Raw genomic sequence first — 17,896 nt, 5'->3', positions numbered from 1 at the left:
TCCACAACGGCGGAATCGACCTCGTTGACCCGATGCTGTACAGCGACGGGGACGCTCCGGCGGTCTGGCGTCGCCTGCGTGCCCTGGACACCCTGCACTGGCAGCAGGTGGACAGCGAGAACGGGTTCTGGTCGGTCGTTTCCTACGACGACGCCGATCGCGTCCTGCGTGACTGGGCCGTCTTCACCTCCGAACGCGGCACTCTTGTGGACCTGCTCGGACACGACGACCCTGCAGGTGGACGGCAGCTCGCCGTAACCGACCCACCCCGGCACACCGAGATGCGGGTCCGGCTCCAGAAGGCGCTCACCGCGCGCGCTGTCGACCGGCAGCGCGACGTGATCACAAGTCTGCTGGTCGAACTGATCGAGCCACTCGGCGACGGAGGGGTCTTCGACTTCGCTCAAGCCACTCTGGCTCTTCCCATGGCCGTCAGCGGCACACTGATGGGCATCCCGCGGCGGGACTGGCCGTGGCTGAGCCGGCTGACAACGGTCTGCATTGCCGCCGACGATCCGGAGTATCAAGGCCCAGATGGCAAGGCCGCCACTCTGGAGGCCGCGCACCGCGAGCTGTTCGCCTATTTTCAAGACCTCGTGGAGTTCCGGCGCGCCAACCCCGGCGACGATTTGCTCAGCGTGTTGATCGGGACCACTTTCGAGGGGCGCCACATGTCCCCGGGGGAGATCACCTCCAACTGTTACAGCTTGTTGCTCGGTGCGAACGTCACCACCCCGCATTCACCCAACTTCGTCATGGCCCAGTTCATCGGTACGGACGTTCTTGCCGACTGGGCCGCGCACCCCGAGGTCGACGCGACCGCCACCGAGGAGGCCCTGCGCTGGGCGTCGCCGGTGAATCACTTCCTGCGCTATGCCACCCAGGACGTAGTCATGCACAACACGCCGATCGCCGCCGGAGATGCGGTGGTGGTGTGGCTCGGTGCGGCCAACCGTGACGAAAAGGCGTTCCCCGACGCCGAGGTTTTCAATGTGAGGCGCAAGCCCAACAAGCACCTCGCCTTCGGGGCGGGGCCGCACTACTGCGTCGGTCACTCACTCGCGCGTTTGACCCTTCGCATCCTGTTCAGCGAGTTGTTCGAGCGCTTCGATGATTTTCAGGCCGCCGGACCGGCGGAACGACTGCGGTCGAACTTTGTTTCGGGCTTCAAGCACATTCCCATGACCGCGAAGCGGCGCACCAGGAGGAGAAGTTCATGAAGGGCATGAATCCTTGGCTGCTGCGTCAGCCCGATCCGCTGGCCACCGCCCGGATATTCTGTATCCCGTACTCGGGCACCGGCGCGGGGATGTACAACCGTTGGCCGTCCAGCGTGGGCAGTGTCGAACTCGTCCCGGTACAACTGCCTGGACGCGCGAACCGGATGCGCGAACAGGCGCCGACCACCTACGAAGAGTTGGCCGAGCACCTGGTGGCCGGCCTGGAGCCTTACCTCGACCGGCCGTACGGGTTCTTCGGGCACTGCGGCTCGGCTTTGGCGGCCTACCAGGCAGCCGTCCAGGTCGAGGCGACAGGCTCGGCTGTTCCGGGCCATCTGTTCATCTCCTCCCAGGTGGCGCCGCAGGACGGTCCGACTGGACGGTTCCTGGAACTCGATGACGATGGGCTGACCAACGAGCTCCGCATCATGATCGAAGAACGCGGCGGGAACCCGAGCCCTGAGGTGCTCGAAGTGGCGCTGGAAGTCCTGCGTGCCGACATCGAGGTCAACAAACGCTACGTCGTCCCCGACCCCGTCAGGCTGACCATGCCGATCACGACCATCGGCTGGAGTGAGGACCGCGAAGTCCAGCACCACACCATGAGTGGCTGGGACCGGTGCGGAGACACGGATCACCACGTCCTTCCGGGGGCGCACTACCGGTTCCTTGACGGACCGACCGAGTTGTTCGAGCTGTTCGCCGCCGGGCTGGGTGCGAAGGGGGCCTAGATGGCTGCTCAGTCACGGCGCGGGCCAGAGACCAAGTGGTTCCGGCGGTTCGGTCCGGCTTACGGATCCAGGGCACTGCGCCTGTTCTGCTTCCACTACGCGGGTGGCAGTGCCGCCTCATTCCGGGACTGGCAGTTCCTGCTTCCGCCGTACGTCGAGGTGGTGGCCGTGCAGCTGCCTGGCCGCGAGAACCGCTTCGCGGAGCAACCCTTCCGGGACATGCGACCGCTGGCCGAGGCCGTTGCCGACGCGATGGCCGGAGAGCTGGATTCGCCGTATGCCTTTTTCGGATTCAGCATGGGCGCGCGTGTGGCCCTGGCGGTGTCGCACCTGTTGCGCGAGCGGGGCCTGCCGCAGCCCTCTCATTTGTTCTCCGCGAGCAGTTGTGCTCCTTCCCGAGGCCTGCCGGTGCGTGGCTGGAACGAGTCGGATGAGATGCTGATCGCCTACCTGCGTGAGCTTGGCGGCACAGCTGCGGAGATCTTCGACAGCAAAGAGCTGCTGGAGATGTATCTGCCAACCGTGCGCGCCGACCTCACCGTCGTCGGCACCTGCCCGCCGCGAAGCGGGCCGCCGCTAGCGGTGCCGCTGCGTGCTTTCACCGGCACAGACGATACGGAAGCACCACCCGAGCTCATGCGGGACTGGTACCGGGAAACCTCAGCGGCGTTCAACTTGACCACGGTGTCCGGCGGGCACTTCTTCGACCCCGCCGGCGCCACCGAAATGATCAACCAGATCGCGTCCGACCTGGAACTCACGGTGCGGAATCACAGGTGATGTCCGGCTCCGCGCCGGAAACCCCCGGTCGGGGTTCCGGCGCAGCGACTGACCAAGCAGAGGGCGCGGCAATCGCCGTCGCCGAGGGGTACGCGGACGCCGACGGCGGCAGATGCTGTCGTCCTGGCCGACCTCGGTGCGCAGGCAGGAGGCGACTCGGCGGCAATGGGAGTTCATCGAGCCGTACCTGCCGGTCGGCGAGTACGGCCCGTCCCCGGAGCGGCTGCGGCAGCAGTTCGGGGGCGTGATCTGGCGGTTCAAGACCGGAGGGCTGCGGCGGGCGATGCCGTCGGAGTTCGGTGCGTGGTCGGCCGTCGCCAATCGCTTCCGGCAGTGGCGTGACGCGGGCGCCTTCGAAGCCCTGATGGAGGGCGCGATCGCGAAGCCGCGAGGCGGACTTGTCGCTGGTCAGCGTGGATTCCAGCACCGTTCGGGCTCACCACGACGCCGCCGGGATACACCTGGGCCGAGCCCCGACGCCCTGGCGGCCCTGGAGAGGGCCGCCGACGACGCGGACAAGGCCCGGCAAAAAGGGGCGGCCCGGACGTACTGCGCGCCGTCGCTCCTCAGGCTTCCGTGGATCAGGCCCGGCTGGAGGCGGGTGGACGGCATGACCTCCTGGACCCCGGCCGGCGCCTTGGCGCGGTCTTCCGGCGAGAGGAGGTCCGTCACCGCAGGCGGGCCGACGGGCGATCCGCCAGCGGCGGCGCACACGCCGCGGATGGTGGGGGTTCCGAAACAGGTGCACCGTGGTGGTCTCCAGGCCGCGCCTCTGTGCCTCGGCGACCACGGTGATCACCAGCAGGAAGTCGCCACCTCAAGAGAAGAAGTCGTCGTCGGGCCCGCCCCGTCGATGCCGAGCACCTCCTCCCACACCTCGGTCATCATGGCCTCGGCGGGACTGAACGGGTTCGCCGCCGGTGCGGCGGGCGGCTCGTGAGCCGTGACCTTCAACCTTCCGTCGTGCTTCGAGTGCGTCGGGTACCGCGTCGGCCTACAGCGAGGACAGCTCGTCGCCGTTGACGAAGCGGGGCTCCGGCTCCCCATCGAACGCGAAGCCCAGCCGCAGCAGCGAGTTGATCCGCTCGACCAGTGCGGTGTACGCGTCGTGGTCGGGAACGACACCCATGACGCGGCCCACCACGTTGGTGGCGACTCCGCCGTCCAGGGTCTGACCGGGCCTCACGTAGAACCGGCAGTTGGTCACCCCGTCCAGGGCCCACACCTCCTTCGCCCCCTCGATCGCGACGACCTCGCAGGGCCGCTGCGGCGCGAGCAGGATGAGCTGGAAGTGCACCCCCTCCACCGGGACCAGCCGCGGCGGGGCCGTCTCGCCGAGCGCGATGCGGGCGGCGTACTCGGTCAGGTCGAGGTCCATTGCGCTGAGCGAGAGCTCCTGGATGCCGCCGCCGAGGCGGCCGTTGACCTCGATCAGGCGTGGCCCCTGCGGGGTGACCTTGAGTTCGGTGTGGGTGATGCCGGTGCGGATCCCGAGGGCCGCCACCGCGCTCCGGGCGAGGGCCGTGAACTCCTCGTCCTCCGCCGGGCCGAACGGGGACGGCCAGAACCGGCCGGTCTCGCGGAACGGCGGTGCCAGGGGCGGCTTTCCTGTGACGCCGATGGTGGTCAGCTCGCCGTCGACCACAGCGATCTCCACCGACACGTAGTCACCGAACGGCTCGGTCGGGCGGCCGACCAGGTACTCCTCCAGCACCAGGCCGCCGCCCTGGATCAGCCCCGGCCGGTCCTGCGCCAGCACCTCGCGCAGGTGGCCGAGCCCAGTGGCCTCGTCCGGGGCGTGGAAGGTATTGCCGCTGGCGACCCCGTGGACGGGCTTCAGCACAGCGGGGAAGCCGACGTGCGCGGCGGCGGCCGCCCAGTCCGCCTCGGTGTGGATCAGGGCGGTGCGCACCGAGTCCACTCCGGCTTCGCGCAGTGCCGCCCGCTGCTGCCACTTGTCGGTCAGCAGCTCCGCCATCTGCCGTGTCTGGTAGCGGAGTTCGAGCAGCTCCGCCAGGTGCGCGGTGACCCGCTGCAGCTGCTCGCAGTAGGTGATGATGCCGTCGGGCCCGTACTTGCGCAGCCGTTCGGCCGTCTCCTCGACCGCGTCCAGGTCCATCTCCACCACCTCACCGAAGGCGGCGAGGATCGGGGCGATCCCGCGGGAGGCGTCGGTCGCGGGGATCACGAAGACGCACTCCGCCCAGACCAGGGGGAGGGCCACCTCGGACGGGGGCGTTCCCTTCCGGTCGTGGACGACGATCAGGGTCGGCTTCTTCTGGGTGTGCTGAGGTGTCATCGGGACGTTTCCGTTTCGTCGTTGACCAGCTCGTCGGCACCGGGGCCGGCGGCCGGCCGGTCGGTGCCGGGTGCGTCGTCGGTGAGCCGCAGTGCGGCCTCGTGGGCCCGGGCCCGCTCCTCGACCCGACCCGTCGGCAGGGCCCGGTCGCTGAACGGCCAGGCCACCCGGAGCCGGCCGTCCTCGATGCTGACCCGGACGTCGAGCAGGGCGCGGCGGGGCATGCTCGCCGCCCTGGCCCCGCCCGAGTTGCGCGTACGTGAGCGAGGCGCCGCCCGGGTCGAGGATCGCCGTCGCGCCGGGCGTCCGATGCACCCAGCTGCGCACCAGCTCGCCGGGCCGGTGCCGGCCACCCGACGCCAGGTCGGAGTGCTGTCCGGGCAGGAAGTCGAGCGCCTCGCCGAGGTTGGGCCGTATCGCCGGCATGACCGGCCGGTCCGGATCGGCCAGCAGCGCTTCGAGCACGGCGACGGTGTGATCGGCCAACTGCCGTGCGGCGTAAGCCTTGTACAGATTCTCGGCGTACCGGACCAGAAGACTGCCGGGCTGGTCGCCCGCCCGGCCTCCGGTCTCGTCGGCCAGAACCAGTTCGAGTTCCGGCGGCAGCCCAGCCGGGTCCGCCTGATCCATCGTCACCAAGGTTAAGGAGCCGGACTCGGCGCCTCGTCGAGCGAGGGCGGGGCGCGGGAGACCAAGGCCCGCAGGCTGTCCTGCTCCGTCAGCTCCAACGTCGGACCCTGTAAGGAAAGTGACGTTGTGTCACCGGTCGGCTCTGCCATCGTCCCGACATCCAGGTCACGGCTGCCGGAGAAGTCCGCGAGCGCCACCAGGGCGGCGCAGACGAGCACCTCCCGGACCGAGGACGAGGTACCCCCGACCTGTTCGCCTGGGGAGGGCATGAGTTGACGGTCCATGGGGCGAGAGATCGCACCGAATAAGGAAGCGGATGTCGGATCATGCCGCACGACGGTCGAGCCCATCAACGATCGGTCCTCTTTCAGACGTACGCAGAGGGGTTCTGCCTGAACGCAGGGGATGACCGCAACAAGCCCTCCCCCTGAGGCGCCTCGTGATCCTGCTACACAGGAGATCGCGGCCACAAGGCTTCTCTGACACTGAACGCACGGACATGTCAGGCCGCCTCACTCGCGATTCTTCTCCGCAACCGGCTCGCCCTGACCGTTCCGTTCGCCCGTCAACCGCGCCGGGACCGACGTCCTGAACCGGATGGTGTTCGACATGGAGACGAGCGACTCCGACGACATCCTCACGTGACGCCGAGGGCGGACGAGAAAGTCGGCGTGGCCGGCCGAAGCTGTCGGCGGCCCGGTTCGGGTCCGCCTGCCCGCCGGCCGTCCCCACACCCGGCCCGGCGCGGTCGCCGCGGACAGGACGTACCCGTCCCGCGGCAACCGCTCCTACCTGAGCAGACGTCACATCAAGGCCGTCGTCCCGGAGAAGAAGGACCAGGCCGCGAGCCGGACGCGGAAGGGCAGCCTGGGCGGTCGGCCGGTCGGCCACGACGCCGACCTCCACAAGGAGCGGAACACCGTCGAGCGCCTGATCAACAAGCTGAAGGCATGGCGAGGCATCGCCACCCGCTGTGACACGGAACCCGACAGCTACCCCGCCGGCCTCCACCTTCGTGCCTCGATGATCTGGATCGACGATCTCCTGCGGACGACCTGATGATCACAACCTCACACAGGCCCCGGTTCTGCCCGTCTTCGTGCCAGTCACGCTTCGTCAGCCCCACGGCGTCGGGGCAGTGGAGCGAAGCATCGGATGGATCATGACGCACCGCCGGCTCGCCCACGACGACGTGACCCTCACCACCAGCTCCGAAGCCGTGATCCACACCGCCTCGGCCGGCAACCTCACCAAGCGCATAACGGACGAATAGAAACTCACCTGGCGAGGAACCTACTAAGGCACAAGCGGCAAACTGCCCAGATCAAACGCCCTCTCAGAACGCCGAGTCTTCCCGCCGGTACAGGACGCCCTCGCTCCACACCAGGTCGAGCTGGCCCCACTCGATCGCCGACGCGACGTCGGGGAAGAAGCTGCGGCCGTTGTAGTTCGCGCTCGTGTTGCACAGGACCGGGATGCCGCTGCACTTGTAGTACTCGCGCAGGATGGCGTGCAGGTTCGGGTCGTCGGACGCGTTGACGGTCTGCAGCCGTGCGGTGCCGTCCAGGTGCATGACGGCCGGGACGCGGTCTATCCACTCGGGACGGACCCAGTGTTCGAACAGCATGTACGGGTCCGGCGTGCCCGGGGAGAAGACGGTCGGGGCATGCTCTTCCAGGCAGATGGGCGCGACCGGCCGGTAATGCTCCCGGCTCTTCACGTCGTTCAGGAGCCTCTTCATCGACGCCTCGACCGCCGATGCGATGATGCTGCGTCCGCCGAGCGCGCGGGGTCCCAGTTCAGCACGGCCGTCGAGCACGACCGCGGGCTGGCCCGTGGTGTGCAGGATCTGGGCCAGTTCCTCCGGCGTGCAGGGCGACGTGCTCCAGCCGCGCGGCACGTCCGGCGTCGGTTCGAGAGCCGGGCCCAGCCGGGGGCCCCACTGGATCGGGCGGAGCCCGGAGCCGCCGGCCGCGGCCAGGCAGGCCGTGCCGATGGCGACGCCGGAGTCGTCCGGGAACGGCGGCACCCACATGGCCTTGATCGTCGGGTGAGAGCGCAGGGCGCTGTTCCACTTGATGTTCAGCGCGCAGCCGCCGGCGAAGCACAGGTTCCAGGCGCCGCCGCCCTTCCACGCCTGGATCTTCTTGGTCACCCGGTCGATCAGCAGTTCCTCGAGGAACGTGTGGACGCTGGCCAGCACGTCCTCGTCGGAGATCCCGAGCGCGGCGGTGCGGGCCTGCACGGCGGAGAGGAACTGGTGCACGTAGGCGTGCGACTGCTCACCGGTGCTGCCGCACCCGATGATGGCCCGCCGGTACTCCCGCACCCGCGGCGAGTCGGCGTCGAAGAACTCGAAGAACTCCTCGCGGAAGACCTGCTTGATCTGTTCCTGCGAGGTGCCCAGGGCGATGTACGCCATCATCTTCCCGGCCACGGAGAGGTCGTCGACGTTCTTCGACTTGTTCTGCCGCTTGAACGGGCCCCAGTACTGCGAGGTCATCGAGTAGGTGTGGCCGATGAGCGGGAACGCCTCGCCGCCGGCCTCGATCCGGCCGTCGGCGTCCACGCAGTACAGCCGCGGGAAGCAGCCGCCGTCCCAGACCAGCACCATCGACGGCTCGCCGCGGCGCGCGAACGGGCTGGTGCAGTAGGCCGAGGCCAGGTGGCCGGCGACGTGGACGTAGCTGTCGTAGTCCAGCGCCTGGCCGCCGATCACGAGCCGGCCGCGGTGGCCCGGCAGCGCCGGGTCGGGCACCAGGTCGGTCTCCCGGTAGGGGGCGACCAGGACCTCGGTCTGGATCCCGCCGGCGAGCACCTTGACGCGGCCGTCGGCGGCGCCGTCCCAGCCGTCCAACGCCCATGTGCCGACGTCGCCGACCTTGAGGCCGAACTTGTCCATGACGCCGACCAGGTCGTCGAGTTCGTCGACGTTGCTGTACCGGGCGCCGTTGGCGATCTTCTGCATCTCGACGTTGAACACCAGACGGTCCTCGTCGAGGATCGCGATGCCGCCGCTTTGCGTGAGTTTCAAGCCTGCCGTGATCATGGTCTTGCGGCTCCCGTTTGTCCGAGGGCTGTCGTGGTCGTGTCCGGGGTGGTGCTCAGAGGTCGTCATGGTCGGGCCGTTCCAGCTGGGCCAGTGGGCGCTCGCCGTGCGCGACCAGGCCGGCGAGCAGGTTCTGGTAGCGGCGCGCGACGTCGGCGGCGAGGTCGGGGGCGACGACGTCCGTCGCGATCTCGAAGTCGCACCGGAAGCCGTCCGCGCCCTCGATGATGTTCAGCGCCAGGGGGTGGCCGGTGTGAATGATCGGCAGCGGGTCGGCCTCCGACACCGTGAGCCCGTCCATCGGGGGCGCCGCCACGCGGCGGTAGAACGAGATGGACGTCGCGAGCAGGTCGGCGCGCAAGCCGCTTCCGGGCGTGAGCTCCATGATCAGGTCGGCGAACGGGTGGTCCTGGGACTCGAGCCCGGTCACGAGGTGTTCCATGACGTCGGCCACGTAGTCCGCGGCCAGGACGTCCGCCGTCCGTCGCAGACGCAGCGGCAGCAGGTTCGAGCAGTACCCGACCACCTGGTCCAGCTCCGGCGGGCGGCGGGCGGTCAGGACCGGGACGACGATGTCGTCCTGCCCCGTCACCTGGTGCAGCACGGCGCCCCAGGCCGCGATCAGGTAGGCGAACACCGTCGCGCCCTGCTCTCGGGCGGTGTCGCGCATCCGGTCGCAGAACTCGGAGTCGAGCCGGACGCTGTGCCGCACCGCCCTGTAGGGGAAGGGCCCGGACGTTCCGGACTCGGGCAGCTCCGGAGCCGCCGCGCCCTGGAGCAGAGTGCGCCAGTAGTCCCGGTGCTCGGCGGCGTCGGGGCCGCCGACGACCCGCTCGTGCCACGCGGCGTAGTCCCGGAACTGCGCCGCGGGCGGCAGCAGGGGCCTGACATCCTGACAGCCGGCGTTGTACAGCGCGACGAGGTCGTCGACCAGGACGCTGAACGACCAGCCGTCCACCGCGGCGTGCGCCCCGGAGATCAGCAGCAGATGCCGCTCCGGAGCGGTCTGCACGATCGCGGCGCGGAACACCGGCCCGGCCGCGAGGTCGAGCCGCTGCTCGGCCCAGGACTGCCGGAAGCGGTCGAGGTCGTCGTCATCCGGGCAGACGTGTTCGGTCAGAACCTCGTCCAGCACCGTCTCCGCAGCAGGATGCACGACGAGCGTCACGCCGTCGGCAGCGAGCGTGGTCCGCAAGGTCTCGTGCCGCGCGACCAGGCCCTGCACGGCGCCGCGCAGCGCGTCCCGGTCCAGCCGACCGTCCAGCCAGAAGCCGACGGACATCTGATACGCCGGCACGCCGCCCTCGTCCAGTGCCGCCTGCTGCCGCTGCGCGAGGGTGCTGCGCGGCGCGGGCGGCGACACCACGGCCCCGGTCGGGGCCGCCCGGCCGGGGCCGAGCACACCGTGCTCCCGCAGCTCGGTGATCGAGTCGCGGACCGCTGCCCGGATGTGGTCGAGGTCGGCCTGCTCGTGCGCCGTGGACAGGAAGAAGTTGCGCAGCTCCCAGACGAACACGCCGCGGTCGAGCAGGTTGAAGTACAGGGGGTCCATGTTCTGTTCGTGCTCGAACCGGAAGAACGAGGAGAACCGGCGGACGTCGATCGGCACGTCGAGCTCGCGGAAGTCGGCGTTCAACTGGTCGACGAACACCTCGGTCTTGCGGTCGAGGTCCCGCTGGAGGCCGGGGCCCTGCGCGCGGAGGTGGTCCAGGACCGCCCGGGCCGCCACCATGGTCAGCGGATGCTGGTTGAACGTGCCGGCGAAGAAGGTGGACTCCGCCGTCGGGCGGGAGTCGTCGCCGAAGTTCCACACGCCGCCGTCGATCGTGTCCATGATCCCGCCCCGGCCGGCGATCACGCCGATCGGCATGCCGCCGCCGATGATCTTGCCGTACGTGGCCAGGTCGGCATCGATGCCGTAGAGCCCCTGGACACCGGCCGGGTGGCAGCGGAAACCGGTCACCATCTCGTCGAAGATCAGCTTCGTGCCGTGCCGCCGGGTGATCTCCCGGACCCGGCGCAGGAACTCGGGGTTCTGCACTCCGGGGGTGCGGAGGGTCACCGGCTCGGTCATCACCGCGGCAAGCCGCGGACCGTGCCTGTCGATGAACTCCAGGGCCTCGTCGGTGCCGAATTCGAGCACGTGCATGTTCTGCACCGCGCCCGCCGGGATGCCCGGGGTGATCGGCCGGGTGGTCCGCACGCCGTTCTCGGAGGAGGCCGCGGCGAGCACGCTGTCCGCGTGACCGTGGTAGGCGTTGGAGAAGACCACGACGTCGTCGCGGCCGGTCGCGGTCCGGGCGATGCGCAGGGCGGTCATGACCGCTTCGGTGCCGGTGTTCAGGAAGGCGACCCGCTCCATGCCGGTGAGCTCGATCAGGCCGGCGGCGACCTCCTCGACCAGCTCGGTGCGCGAGGCGATGGCGAAGCCGAGGTCCAGCCGCTCGCGCAGGGCCGCCATGACGGCGGGCGGGTTGTGCCCGAGGAGGTGGACGCCCCAGCCCAGGGTGAGGTCGACGTACTCGTTGCCGTCGATGTCCCACAGCCGCGCGCCCTGCCCGCGTTCGGCGACGATCGGGTACAGCATCTCCTTGGTCGTCGGCCGGAAGCCGATGGACGAGCGGCTGTCGGCGATCAGCGGGCGGAACCGCTGGGCGAACTCCTTCGAGCCCTTCGTCCTGCTGCCGAACCGCTCGGCCAGGACCTTGAGATACCGGACACCCTCTTCCGACTCCACGAGGCCGGCTCCGCCGCGCGCACCGGGTGCGAGCGGGGCGGCCGGCCGGGATGAGGCCGGTCGCCCTGCCGGACGGGCTGCGGGCGCCGGGTCGACGACGGCCGGTCCGGCGACGACTGGTCCGGCGCCCGAGGCGGTACCGCCCGCCAGGAGTGCGAGCTGGCTTCGCATGACGGCGAGTTGTTCGGTGATCAGCCGCTCGACCGCCGTCGTGAATCCGGGCGCCGACACAGTGCCGGCCGGAACCGGCGCCACCGGCGCGGGTGCGAGGGTCTGCGGCACTGCGAGGGTCTGCGGCACGTCGACGGCCGCGGCGATCACAGCACCGGTGGCCGGGGTCGCCGCAGCCTCCGGCGACGTCCTGGCCGACGCGTTCGCCGCCAGGTGCGCCGCCAGCGCGGCAGGCGTCTGGATGTCGCCGAACAGCTGCCGGAGCGAGACCTTGTGGCCGAAGCGTTCCTCGACCAGCCGCAGCATGCCGAGCAGCACCATCGAGTCCGCACCGAGATCGGCGAACGAGACGTCCGGATCCAGCGCGTCCGGCCGGATGTCGAAATAGCCGCCGACCATCGCGACGACCTCTGGGAGCAGTGGCTCCACGGTGTTCTCCTCGTGGTTCACGTCAGCCGACCCGGGCCAGGTGCGCCGCCAGGCGGTCGATCGTCGGGTTCTTCAGCAGATCGATCGTCGGCAGGGGGACGCCGAGCTCCGTCCCGATCCGGCGGGCGAGCCGCACGGCGAGCACCGAGTCGTCGTTGATGTCGAAGATGCTCTGGTCGTAGCGGTCGACCTCGGTGCGCAGCACCTCGGTCCACAGCTTCGCCAGCAGCCGCTTCAGCTCCTCGCCGCGCGGCGGGCCGACGGGGGCCGCCGGCGGCGCCTGGTCCGGTTCGTCCAGCCGCAGCCTGCTGCGATACAGCGGATGTGCCGGCAGCGGGACCCGCTGGGGCTCCTGGCCGGACCAGTCCGACCAGTCCACCGGCACACCCGCGGTCCACAGTCGGGCCGCGTCGTGGAGCAGCCGCGCCACCGGCGACGACTCGGAGCCGCCGTCCGGGCCGAAGTCCCCCGGCAGCGGTTCAGCCGGGGTTCCGATGACGACCACCGTCGCCCCGTCCGCAGTCCGGTCCCCGAAGGCCTCGGCCAGCCGGTCGCCCTCCCACACGTCCCGAGTCCAGTGCAGCGGGTCGAGGGCTCGCGCCTGTGGCAGCTCGCCGCCCACGACGGCCGACAGGATCGGGACGCGCGGGACCCGCGGTCGCACCTCCGGCGGGCCGCCGAGCAGCCCGGCCCGCCAGGACAGCAGGGCCAGCGCCTCGGTCTCGTCGAGGACCCCGCTGAAGCAGGCCGCGAGGACTTCACCGGCTCCGGCACCGCCGACCGCGTCGGGCCGCGCGCCGGATTCGGCCCACAGCGTCGCGAGCGCCAGTCCGGCGGTCACCCGCGCGGCCGACGGACTCTGCGCGCTGTCGCCGGACCGCTGCGCGATGTCGGCCACGGCCGGCACTCGCTCGGCCAGCACCCGGAAATCCTCGGCCGGGACCTCGCCGAACAGGAACGACACGGCCGGGGCGGCCTTCGCCGTCGGCGCCGCCGCGGCCCCCGCGGCGATCGCCCGCAGTCCGGCCACGGCGGTGGCGTGGTCGTCCGCGACGACCGCGCGGCGGTACGCGAACCCGCGCCGGCCGGCCCGCAGCGTGTAGTCGGCGTCGGCGAGGTCGGGGGCGTCCGGCCGCGCCAGCGCGTCGGCCAGCCGGCCGGCCAGCTCGCGCAGCGCCCGGTCGCTCTTGGCGCTCACCGCGAGCAGCCGGGGACCGGCGTCCGGCGTCGGCCGCGCGGGCAGCGGTGGCGCCTCCTCCAGCACGACGTGCACGTTGGTGCCGCCGATGGCGAACGAGCTGACCGCGGCCCGCCGCGGGGTCGGGCCCGGCTGCCATGCCATCGGCAGAGCATTGATGTGGAACGGGCTGGCGGCCAGCTCGATCTCCGGGTTGGGCCGGGTGAAGGTCGGGTGGCCGGGGATCTCCCGGTGCCGCAGGGCCAGCACCGTCTTGATGAACCCGGTGATCCCGGCGGCGGCGGCCAGGTGCCCGACATTCGCCTTGACCGAGCCCAGCGCGCACTGCCCGGGCTGGGCGCCGCCGGCGACGAAGGCTTCGCTGAGAGCGGCGAACTCGATGGGGTCGCCCAGGGCGGTCGCGGTCCCGTGCGCCTCGACGTACGTGATGGTGTCGCTGTCCACCCCGGCGACCGCGTGCGCCTCGCCGATCACCGCCCGCTGCCCTTCGACGCTCGGGGCGGTGTAGCCGATCTTGTCGGACCCGTCGTTGTTGACCGCCGATCCCTTCAGCACGGCCAGGATCCGGTCGCCGTCCTCGATCGCCTCGGCCAGCCGCTTCAGGGCCACCAGGCCGACGCCGTCGCCGAACGTGGTGCCGTCGGCGTCCGCGTCGAAGGGACGGCACCGGCCGTCCGGGGAGAACATCATCCCCTCGCGGTACACATAGCCCGGATACGCGTTGGCGATCACCGAGACGCCGCCGGCCAGCGCGATGTCGCACTCCCCCGCGATCAGGCTCTGCGCGGCCACGTGCACCGCGACCAGCGATGTCGAACAGGCGGTCTGCACGGCGACGCTCGGCCCCTTCAGGCCCAGCTTGTAGGAGATCCGCGTGGTCAGGTAGTCCTTGTCGTTGGCGACCATGAGCTCGATGCCGTCGTAGGTCAGCAGGTCACAGGACCGAGCCACGACGTTCGTCAGGTACGTGTTCATCGCCGCGCCGGCGAACACCCCGACCGCCTGATCGCCGGCCCCGCCGGAGTAGCCGATGGTGTCGAGCAGTTCCCACGCGACCTCCAGCATGATCCGCTGCTGGGGATCGATCAGCTTCGCCTCGCGCCGGGTATAGCCGAAGAACTCGGGGTCGAAGTCGAAGGCGTCGGGCAGGATGGCCGCTCGCCGGACGTAACGCGGATCGCGGAGCACCCGCTCGGGCACACCGGCCGCGAGGAGTTCGTCGTCGGTGTAGGTGGTCAGCAACTCGTCCCCGGCCCGCAGCCGGCTCCAGAACGCGTCCACGTCGGGGGCGCCGGGAAACCGGCCGCACATCCCGATCACGGCCACGTCGTTCGACCGGATCGTCACGTCGATCTCGTCCGCGTCAGGCATTGCGTCCTCCCCGCTCCCGGGCCCGCAGGCGCGCGCCGCGGACCGTGTCGTCCGCCGCTCGGCTGCGTCGGCTCGACGTCCTGCCCCTGCCGCCGCCTGCGCCGGCGCCATCGGGCGCGGCGTCGGCCCGGCCGAGGCGCGCGGCCAGACTGGCCACGGTCGGATAGCGGAACATCTCGGACCCCTTCAACGGCGGGTCCGCGGCGTCGCCGTCGAGCAGTTCGTAGACCTGCAGCAGCAGCATGGAGTTGCCGCCGAGATCGAAGAAGTTGTCCTCGCGGCCGATGTCCTGGCGCTGCAGCACCTGCTGCCAGACGGCCGTCACCCGGCGCTCGTGGCCGCTCGGCGCCACGGCGGCGGCGGTTCGAGCGGCCACGCTCGCGAACTGCTCGGCCAGTCGCGCGCGGTCGACCTTCTGACCGGCGTCGAGCGGGAACTCGTCGAAGAACCCGATCGCGGTGGGCACCAGGTGAGGCGGCAGCGTGGAACGCAACTCCGCTGTCACGGCACTCTCCGTCAGGTTCCGCCCCGGCTCGGGAATCACGCAGGCGACGAGGCGGCTGTCGTCGACGCCCGCGCCGACGACCAACGCCGTCGACCTGCTGACACCGGGCACCTTGTCCAGCCGGGCTTCCACGCCTTCCAGCTCGACCCGGAACCCGCCGATCGTCACCTGGCGGTCGACACGTCCCAGGATTTCCAGCTGGTCCCGGGGGTTGACCCGCGCCAGATCGCCGGTGCGGTACAGCCGGCCCTGCGACCCGAGCGGGCTGTCGATGTGCAGTTCGCCGGTGAACTCCGGCGGCACGGGCCGCCCGTGCTCGTCGAGGACGTGGACCCGGGCGTTCGCCAGCGGGAGTCCGACCGGCACGCTGGTTCCTGCGCAGTCCTCGGGCCGGACGGGCTGCGCGGTGACCCAGACCGTGGTCTCGGCCGGGCCGTACGTGTTCCACAGCGTCCCGCACCACTCGCGGACGGTCCGGGCGAGCGGCGCGGGCAGCGGCGCGCCCCACGAGAAGACGTGCCTCAGCGCCAGACCCTGGGCCCCGGTCCGCCCGACCACGGCGGACAGGCCGTGCAGGGCGGAGGGGGTCTGGACCATGTGGGTGGCCCGCTCCTCGACGAGCAGCGTGCGGAGGAGCTCAGGCGATCGGGCCGCCCCCGAGGGCACGACGACCAGGCACGCCCCGGCCAGCAAGGTGCCCCACAGCGACAGGTCGGAACCGGCCGGGTGGAAGAACGCCCCGACCGAGGTCTCGTCGATGGCGACGTGTTCACGCATCGACTCCAGCAGCATCAGGACGTTGCCGTGCTCGACGTCGAACCCCTGGGGCGTCCCGGTCGGGCCGAAGGTGTAGACGGTGTGGGCCACGTCGCCGGCTCGCGGCAGATCGCCGGGCTCGCCGGCCGACGGCAGCTCGGTCTCCGGCATGACGAGGACCGGCACCGCGACACCGTCCAGCAGACCGGCCAGGTCCGGCTGGGTGAGCACTACGCGCGCACCGCTGTCGTCGAGCACCGTCCGGCACCATGGCGCGGGATCGGACGGGTCCAGGACCACGTAGGCCGCCTGGGCCCGCTGGACCGCGACGATCGCGGCCACCATGTCGAGGGAGGGCGCGAGCAGGAGGGCGACCCGGCTGCCCGGCCCGACGCCCTCGGCCCGCAGCCGGGCCGCCCAGCGCCCGGCCAGTTCGTCGAGCTCGGCATACGTGAGCTGGTCTCCGTCGCAGCGCACTGCCGTTCGATCGGCGTGCTGCTCCGCGGCCTGCCGGAAGCGGGCCGCCACGCTGTCGTCCGACGCGACGGACACCGGCGCGGAATGCCGGTCGACGCCGTGCCCGGCCTCGGTCAGGAGCGGCAGGTCCGCCACACTGCGGTCAGGGCCGGCGACCGCGGCCCGCAACAGCGTCGCGTAGTGCTCGGCGGCACGGCCGGCCGCGGCCGCGGAGAAGACGGACTTGCGGTACTTGAGCAGTCCGACGAGCCGGTCGCCGTCGTGGACGACCTCAAGCGTGAGCTCGAGCTGGTCGTCCTGCTTGGCCAGCGGGAACGGTGCCGCGGACAGTCCGGCCCAGGCGACCGGGGCCGCGCCCTCCTCGGCCGCGTGGAGGGCGGCGTGCGCCGGATGCCGATCGGACTTCTGATAGATGAACATCGCCTGGAAGATCGGGTTGCGGCCGTCCATCCGGCGCGGCGCCAGCTCGCTGACGAGCAGCTCGAACGGATAGTCCTGGTGCTCGAACGCCTCGGCGACGGTGCGGCGGGTGCGGCCGAGCTGCTCGCGGAAGGAGACCGCGTCGCTCAGATCCGCACGCAGCACGACGGAGTTGACGAAGTTCCCGACGCATTCGGCCAGCGCCGGGTCGGTGCGGCCGGCGAACGGGCTCCCGACGAGCACGTCACGCCGGCCGGTGTAGCGGCCGACGAGGACCTGAAAGGCCGTCAGAAGCACGACGTAGGGCGTGACCGCTTCCGCCTTGGCCAGCGCGAACACGTCGGCGGCCAGTTCTGCGGGGATGGGGAACATGAGCGAACCGCCGCCATCGGCGTCCGCCGGGTCCAGATCGAACCGGGGCCATTCGGCCGGTTCCAGGTCACCGGAGAGCTGGGCGTGCCAGTAGGAACGGGCCCGGCCGCCCCGTTCGCCGGCGATCAGCTCACGCTGATACGCGACGAAGTCGCTGTACGGATTGTTGCGTCCGGGCAGCCGCGCCGGGCGCCGTTCGGTCTCGGCGACGTACAGCTGCTCGAGTTCGGCCAGCATGGTGCCGAGCGACCAGAAGTCGCACACCGCGTGGTGGGCGGCCAGCAGAACGACCGCTTCCCCCGGCGCCACCAGGTATGCCCGCGCTCGAAGGGCCGGCCCGGTCACGAGGTCGAACGGCTCGCGGTAGGCGACTCGCACCGCCTCGCGGAGTTCTCCTTCGGTCCACCGACGGGCATCCAGTTCGGCGTAGTCGGGTTCGAGCCAGCCGTGGACGGCCTGACGGCCGGCGGCGCCGTCCCCGTCGTCGGCGCCCACCAGGCTGAAGGTGGTGCGCAGTGCCGCGTGCCGCCCGACGAGCGACTGCAGCGCGCCGTGGAACGCGGCGGCGTCGAATCCGCCGGTGAACCGGGCGGTGAGGGCGACGTTGTAGGACGCACTGTCCGGGTCCATCTGATGCATCATCAGCATCGAGCTCTGCGCGTACGAGAGCGGGTGCTCGGTGCGCGCCTGTCCGGCCCGTGCCCTGAGCACCGCCTCCAGCTTCTTCCGGAGGTCGTAGTCAGTCATGCGT

General features: G+C 70.8%; 10 protein-coding genes and 3 pseudogenes. 7 read left to right on the top strand and 6 right to left on the bottom strand.

The features are described from left to right. Positions 1 to 32: 32 nt before the first annotated feature. From ACFZCP_RS28725 to ACFZCP_RS28710, 4 genes and pseudogenes are all read left to right on the top strand, one after another. The gene (locus tag ACFZCP_RS28725) at positions 33 to 1,220 is read left to right on the top strand and encodes a cytochrome P450 (RefSeq protein WP_391432070.1); all 1,188 of its coding nucleotides are present in this window, start codon (positions 33 to 35) and stop codon (positions 1,218 to 1,220) included. Beyond that, positions 1,217 to 1,951 carry a thioesterase domain-containing protein gene (locus ACFZCP_RS28720; protein ID WP_391432067.1) on the top strand — a complete coding sequence of 245 codons (735 nt, stop codon included), beginning with the start codon at positions 1,217 to 1,219 and terminating at the stop codon, positions 1,949 to 1,951. The genes ACFZCP_RS28725 and ACFZCP_RS28720 overlap by 4 nt, the downstream gene beginning before the upstream one ends. Then, a complete protein-coding gene (locus tag ACFZCP_RS28715; protein WP_391432062.1) occupies positions 1,952 to 2,731 on the top strand; it encodes a thioesterase domain-containing protein in 780 nt (259 codons plus the stop codon). Between the two features lie 136 nt (positions 2,732 to 2,867). Next, positions 2,868 to 3,281 (top strand): annotated as a pseudogene (locus ACFZCP_RS28710) (transposase); the annotation flags it as partial. A gap of 444 nt (positions 3,282 to 3,725) precedes the next feature. On the opposite strand, the gene ACFZCP_RS28705 reads toward ACFZCP_RS28710, so the two are convergent. Both ACFZCP_RS28705 and ACFZCP_RS28700 read right to left on the bottom strand, forming a co-directional pair. Continuing rightward, positions 3,726 to 5,030 (bottom strand): ligase, encoded by a 1,305-nt coding sequence (locus ACFZCP_RS28705; RefSeq protein ID WP_391432059.1) that lies wholly within the window; start codon positions 5,028 to 5,030, stop codon positions 3,726 to 3,728. Continuing rightward, positions 5,027 to 5,254: a hypothetical protein gene (locus ACFZCP_RS28700; protein ID WP_391432056.1), complete on the bottom strand. Its 228-nt coding sequence runs from the start codon at positions 5,252 to 5,254 to the stop codon at positions 5,027 to 5,029. The genes ACFZCP_RS28705 and ACFZCP_RS28700 overlap by 4 nt, the downstream gene beginning before the upstream one ends. Between ACFZCP_RS28700 and ACFZCP_RS28695 the strand changes: the two genes are divergently transcribed. The 3 genes and pseudogenes from ACFZCP_RS28695 to ACFZCP_RS28685 form a co-directional block, all read left to right on the top strand. Then, on the top strand, positions 5,253 to 5,675 hold the full coding sequence (locus ACFZCP_RS28695) for a hypothetical protein (protein WP_391432053.1): 423 nt from the start codon (positions 5,253 to 5,255) through the stop codon (positions 5,673 to 5,675). The genes ACFZCP_RS28700 and ACFZCP_RS28695 overlap by 2 nt on opposite strands. 684 nt (positions 5,676 to 6,359) lie before the next feature. Next, a pseudogene (locus ACFZCP_RS28690) lies at positions 6,360 to 6,719 on the top strand (transposase); the annotation flags it as partial. Between the two features lie 79 nt (positions 6,720 to 6,798). Then, positions 6,799 to 6,933 (top strand): annotated as a pseudogene (locus tag ACFZCP_RS28685) (IS5/IS1182 family transposase); the annotation flags it as partial. 63 nt (positions 6,934 to 6,996) lie between these two features. On the opposite strand, the gene ACFZCP_RS28680 reads toward ACFZCP_RS28685, so the two are convergent. The 4 genes from ACFZCP_RS28680 to ACFZCP_RS28665 form a co-directional block, all read right to left on the bottom strand. Beyond that, positions 6,997 to 8,694 (bottom strand): carbamoyltransferase N-terminal domain-containing protein, encoded by a 1,698-nt coding sequence (locus tag ACFZCP_RS28680; RefSeq protein WP_391432050.1) that lies wholly within the window; start codon positions 8,692 to 8,694, stop codon positions 6,997 to 6,999. A 70-nt stretch (positions 8,695 to 8,764) separates the two neighbouring features. Then, positions 8,765 to 12,046 carry an aminotransferase class III-fold pyridoxal phosphate-dependent enzyme gene (locus ACFZCP_RS28675; RefSeq protein WP_391432046.1) on the bottom strand — a complete coding sequence of 1,094 codons (3,282 nt, stop codon included), beginning with the start codon at positions 12,044 to 12,046 and terminating at the stop codon, positions 8,765 to 8,767. A gap of 22 nt (positions 12,047 to 12,068) precedes the next feature. Then, on the bottom strand, positions 12,069 to 14,615 hold the full coding sequence (locus ACFZCP_RS28670) for a beta-ketoacyl synthase N-terminal-like domain-containing protein (protein WP_391432043.1): 2,547 nt from the start codon (positions 14,613 to 14,615) through the stop codon (positions 12,069 to 12,071). After that, positions 14,608 to 17,892: a condensation domain-containing protein gene (locus tag ACFZCP_RS28665; RefSeq protein ID WP_391432040.1), complete on the bottom strand. Its 3,285-nt coding sequence runs from the start codon at positions 17,890 to 17,892 to the stop codon at positions 14,608 to 14,610. The genes ACFZCP_RS28670 and ACFZCP_RS28665 overlap by 8 nt, the downstream gene beginning before the upstream one ends. Positions 17,893 to 17,896 lie beyond the last annotated feature (4 nt).

Origin of the sequence: Streptomyces sp. NPDC007971 (assembly GCF_042958635.1) — a bacterium.
Taxonomy (GTDB): domain Bacteria; phylum Actinomycetota; class Actinomycetes; order Streptomycetales; family Streptomycetaceae; genus Streptomyces.
Note: the sequence above shows the minus strand (reverse complement) of the source record. Positions and strands in the feature narration are given on the sequence as shown.

Coding starts and splice junctions, on each gene's coding strand:
- ACFZCP_RS28725 (WP_391432070.1), top strand. CDS start 33: ATGCTGTACAGCGACGGGGACGCTCCGGCGGTCTGGCGTCGCCTGCGT.
- ACFZCP_RS28665 (WP_391432040.1), bottom strand. CDS start 17,892: ATGACTGACTACGACCTCCGGAAGAAGCTGGAGGCGGTGCTCAGGGCA.
- ACFZCP_RS28720 (WP_391432067.1), top strand. CDS start 1,217: ATGAAGGGCATGAATCCTTGGCTGCTGCGTCAGCCCGATCCGCTGGCC.
- ACFZCP_RS28705 (WP_391432059.1), bottom strand. CDS start 5,030: ATGACACCTCAGCACACCCAGAAGAAGCCGACCCTGATCGTCGTCCAC.
- ACFZCP_RS28695 (WP_391432053.1), top strand. CDS start 5,253: ATGCTCGCCGCCCTGGCCCCGCCCGAGTTGCGCGTACGTGAGCGAGGC.
- ACFZCP_RS28715 (WP_391432062.1), top strand. CDS start 1,952: ATGGCTGCTCAGTCACGGCGCGGGCCAGAGACCAAGTGGTTCCGGCGG.
- ACFZCP_RS28700 (WP_391432056.1), bottom strand. CDS start 5,254: ATGCCCCGCCGCGCCCTGCTCGACGTCCGGGTCAGCATCGAGGACGGC.
- ACFZCP_RS28670 (WP_391432043.1), bottom strand. CDS start 14,615: ATGCCTGACGCGGACGAGATCGACGTGACGATCCGGTCGAACGACGTG.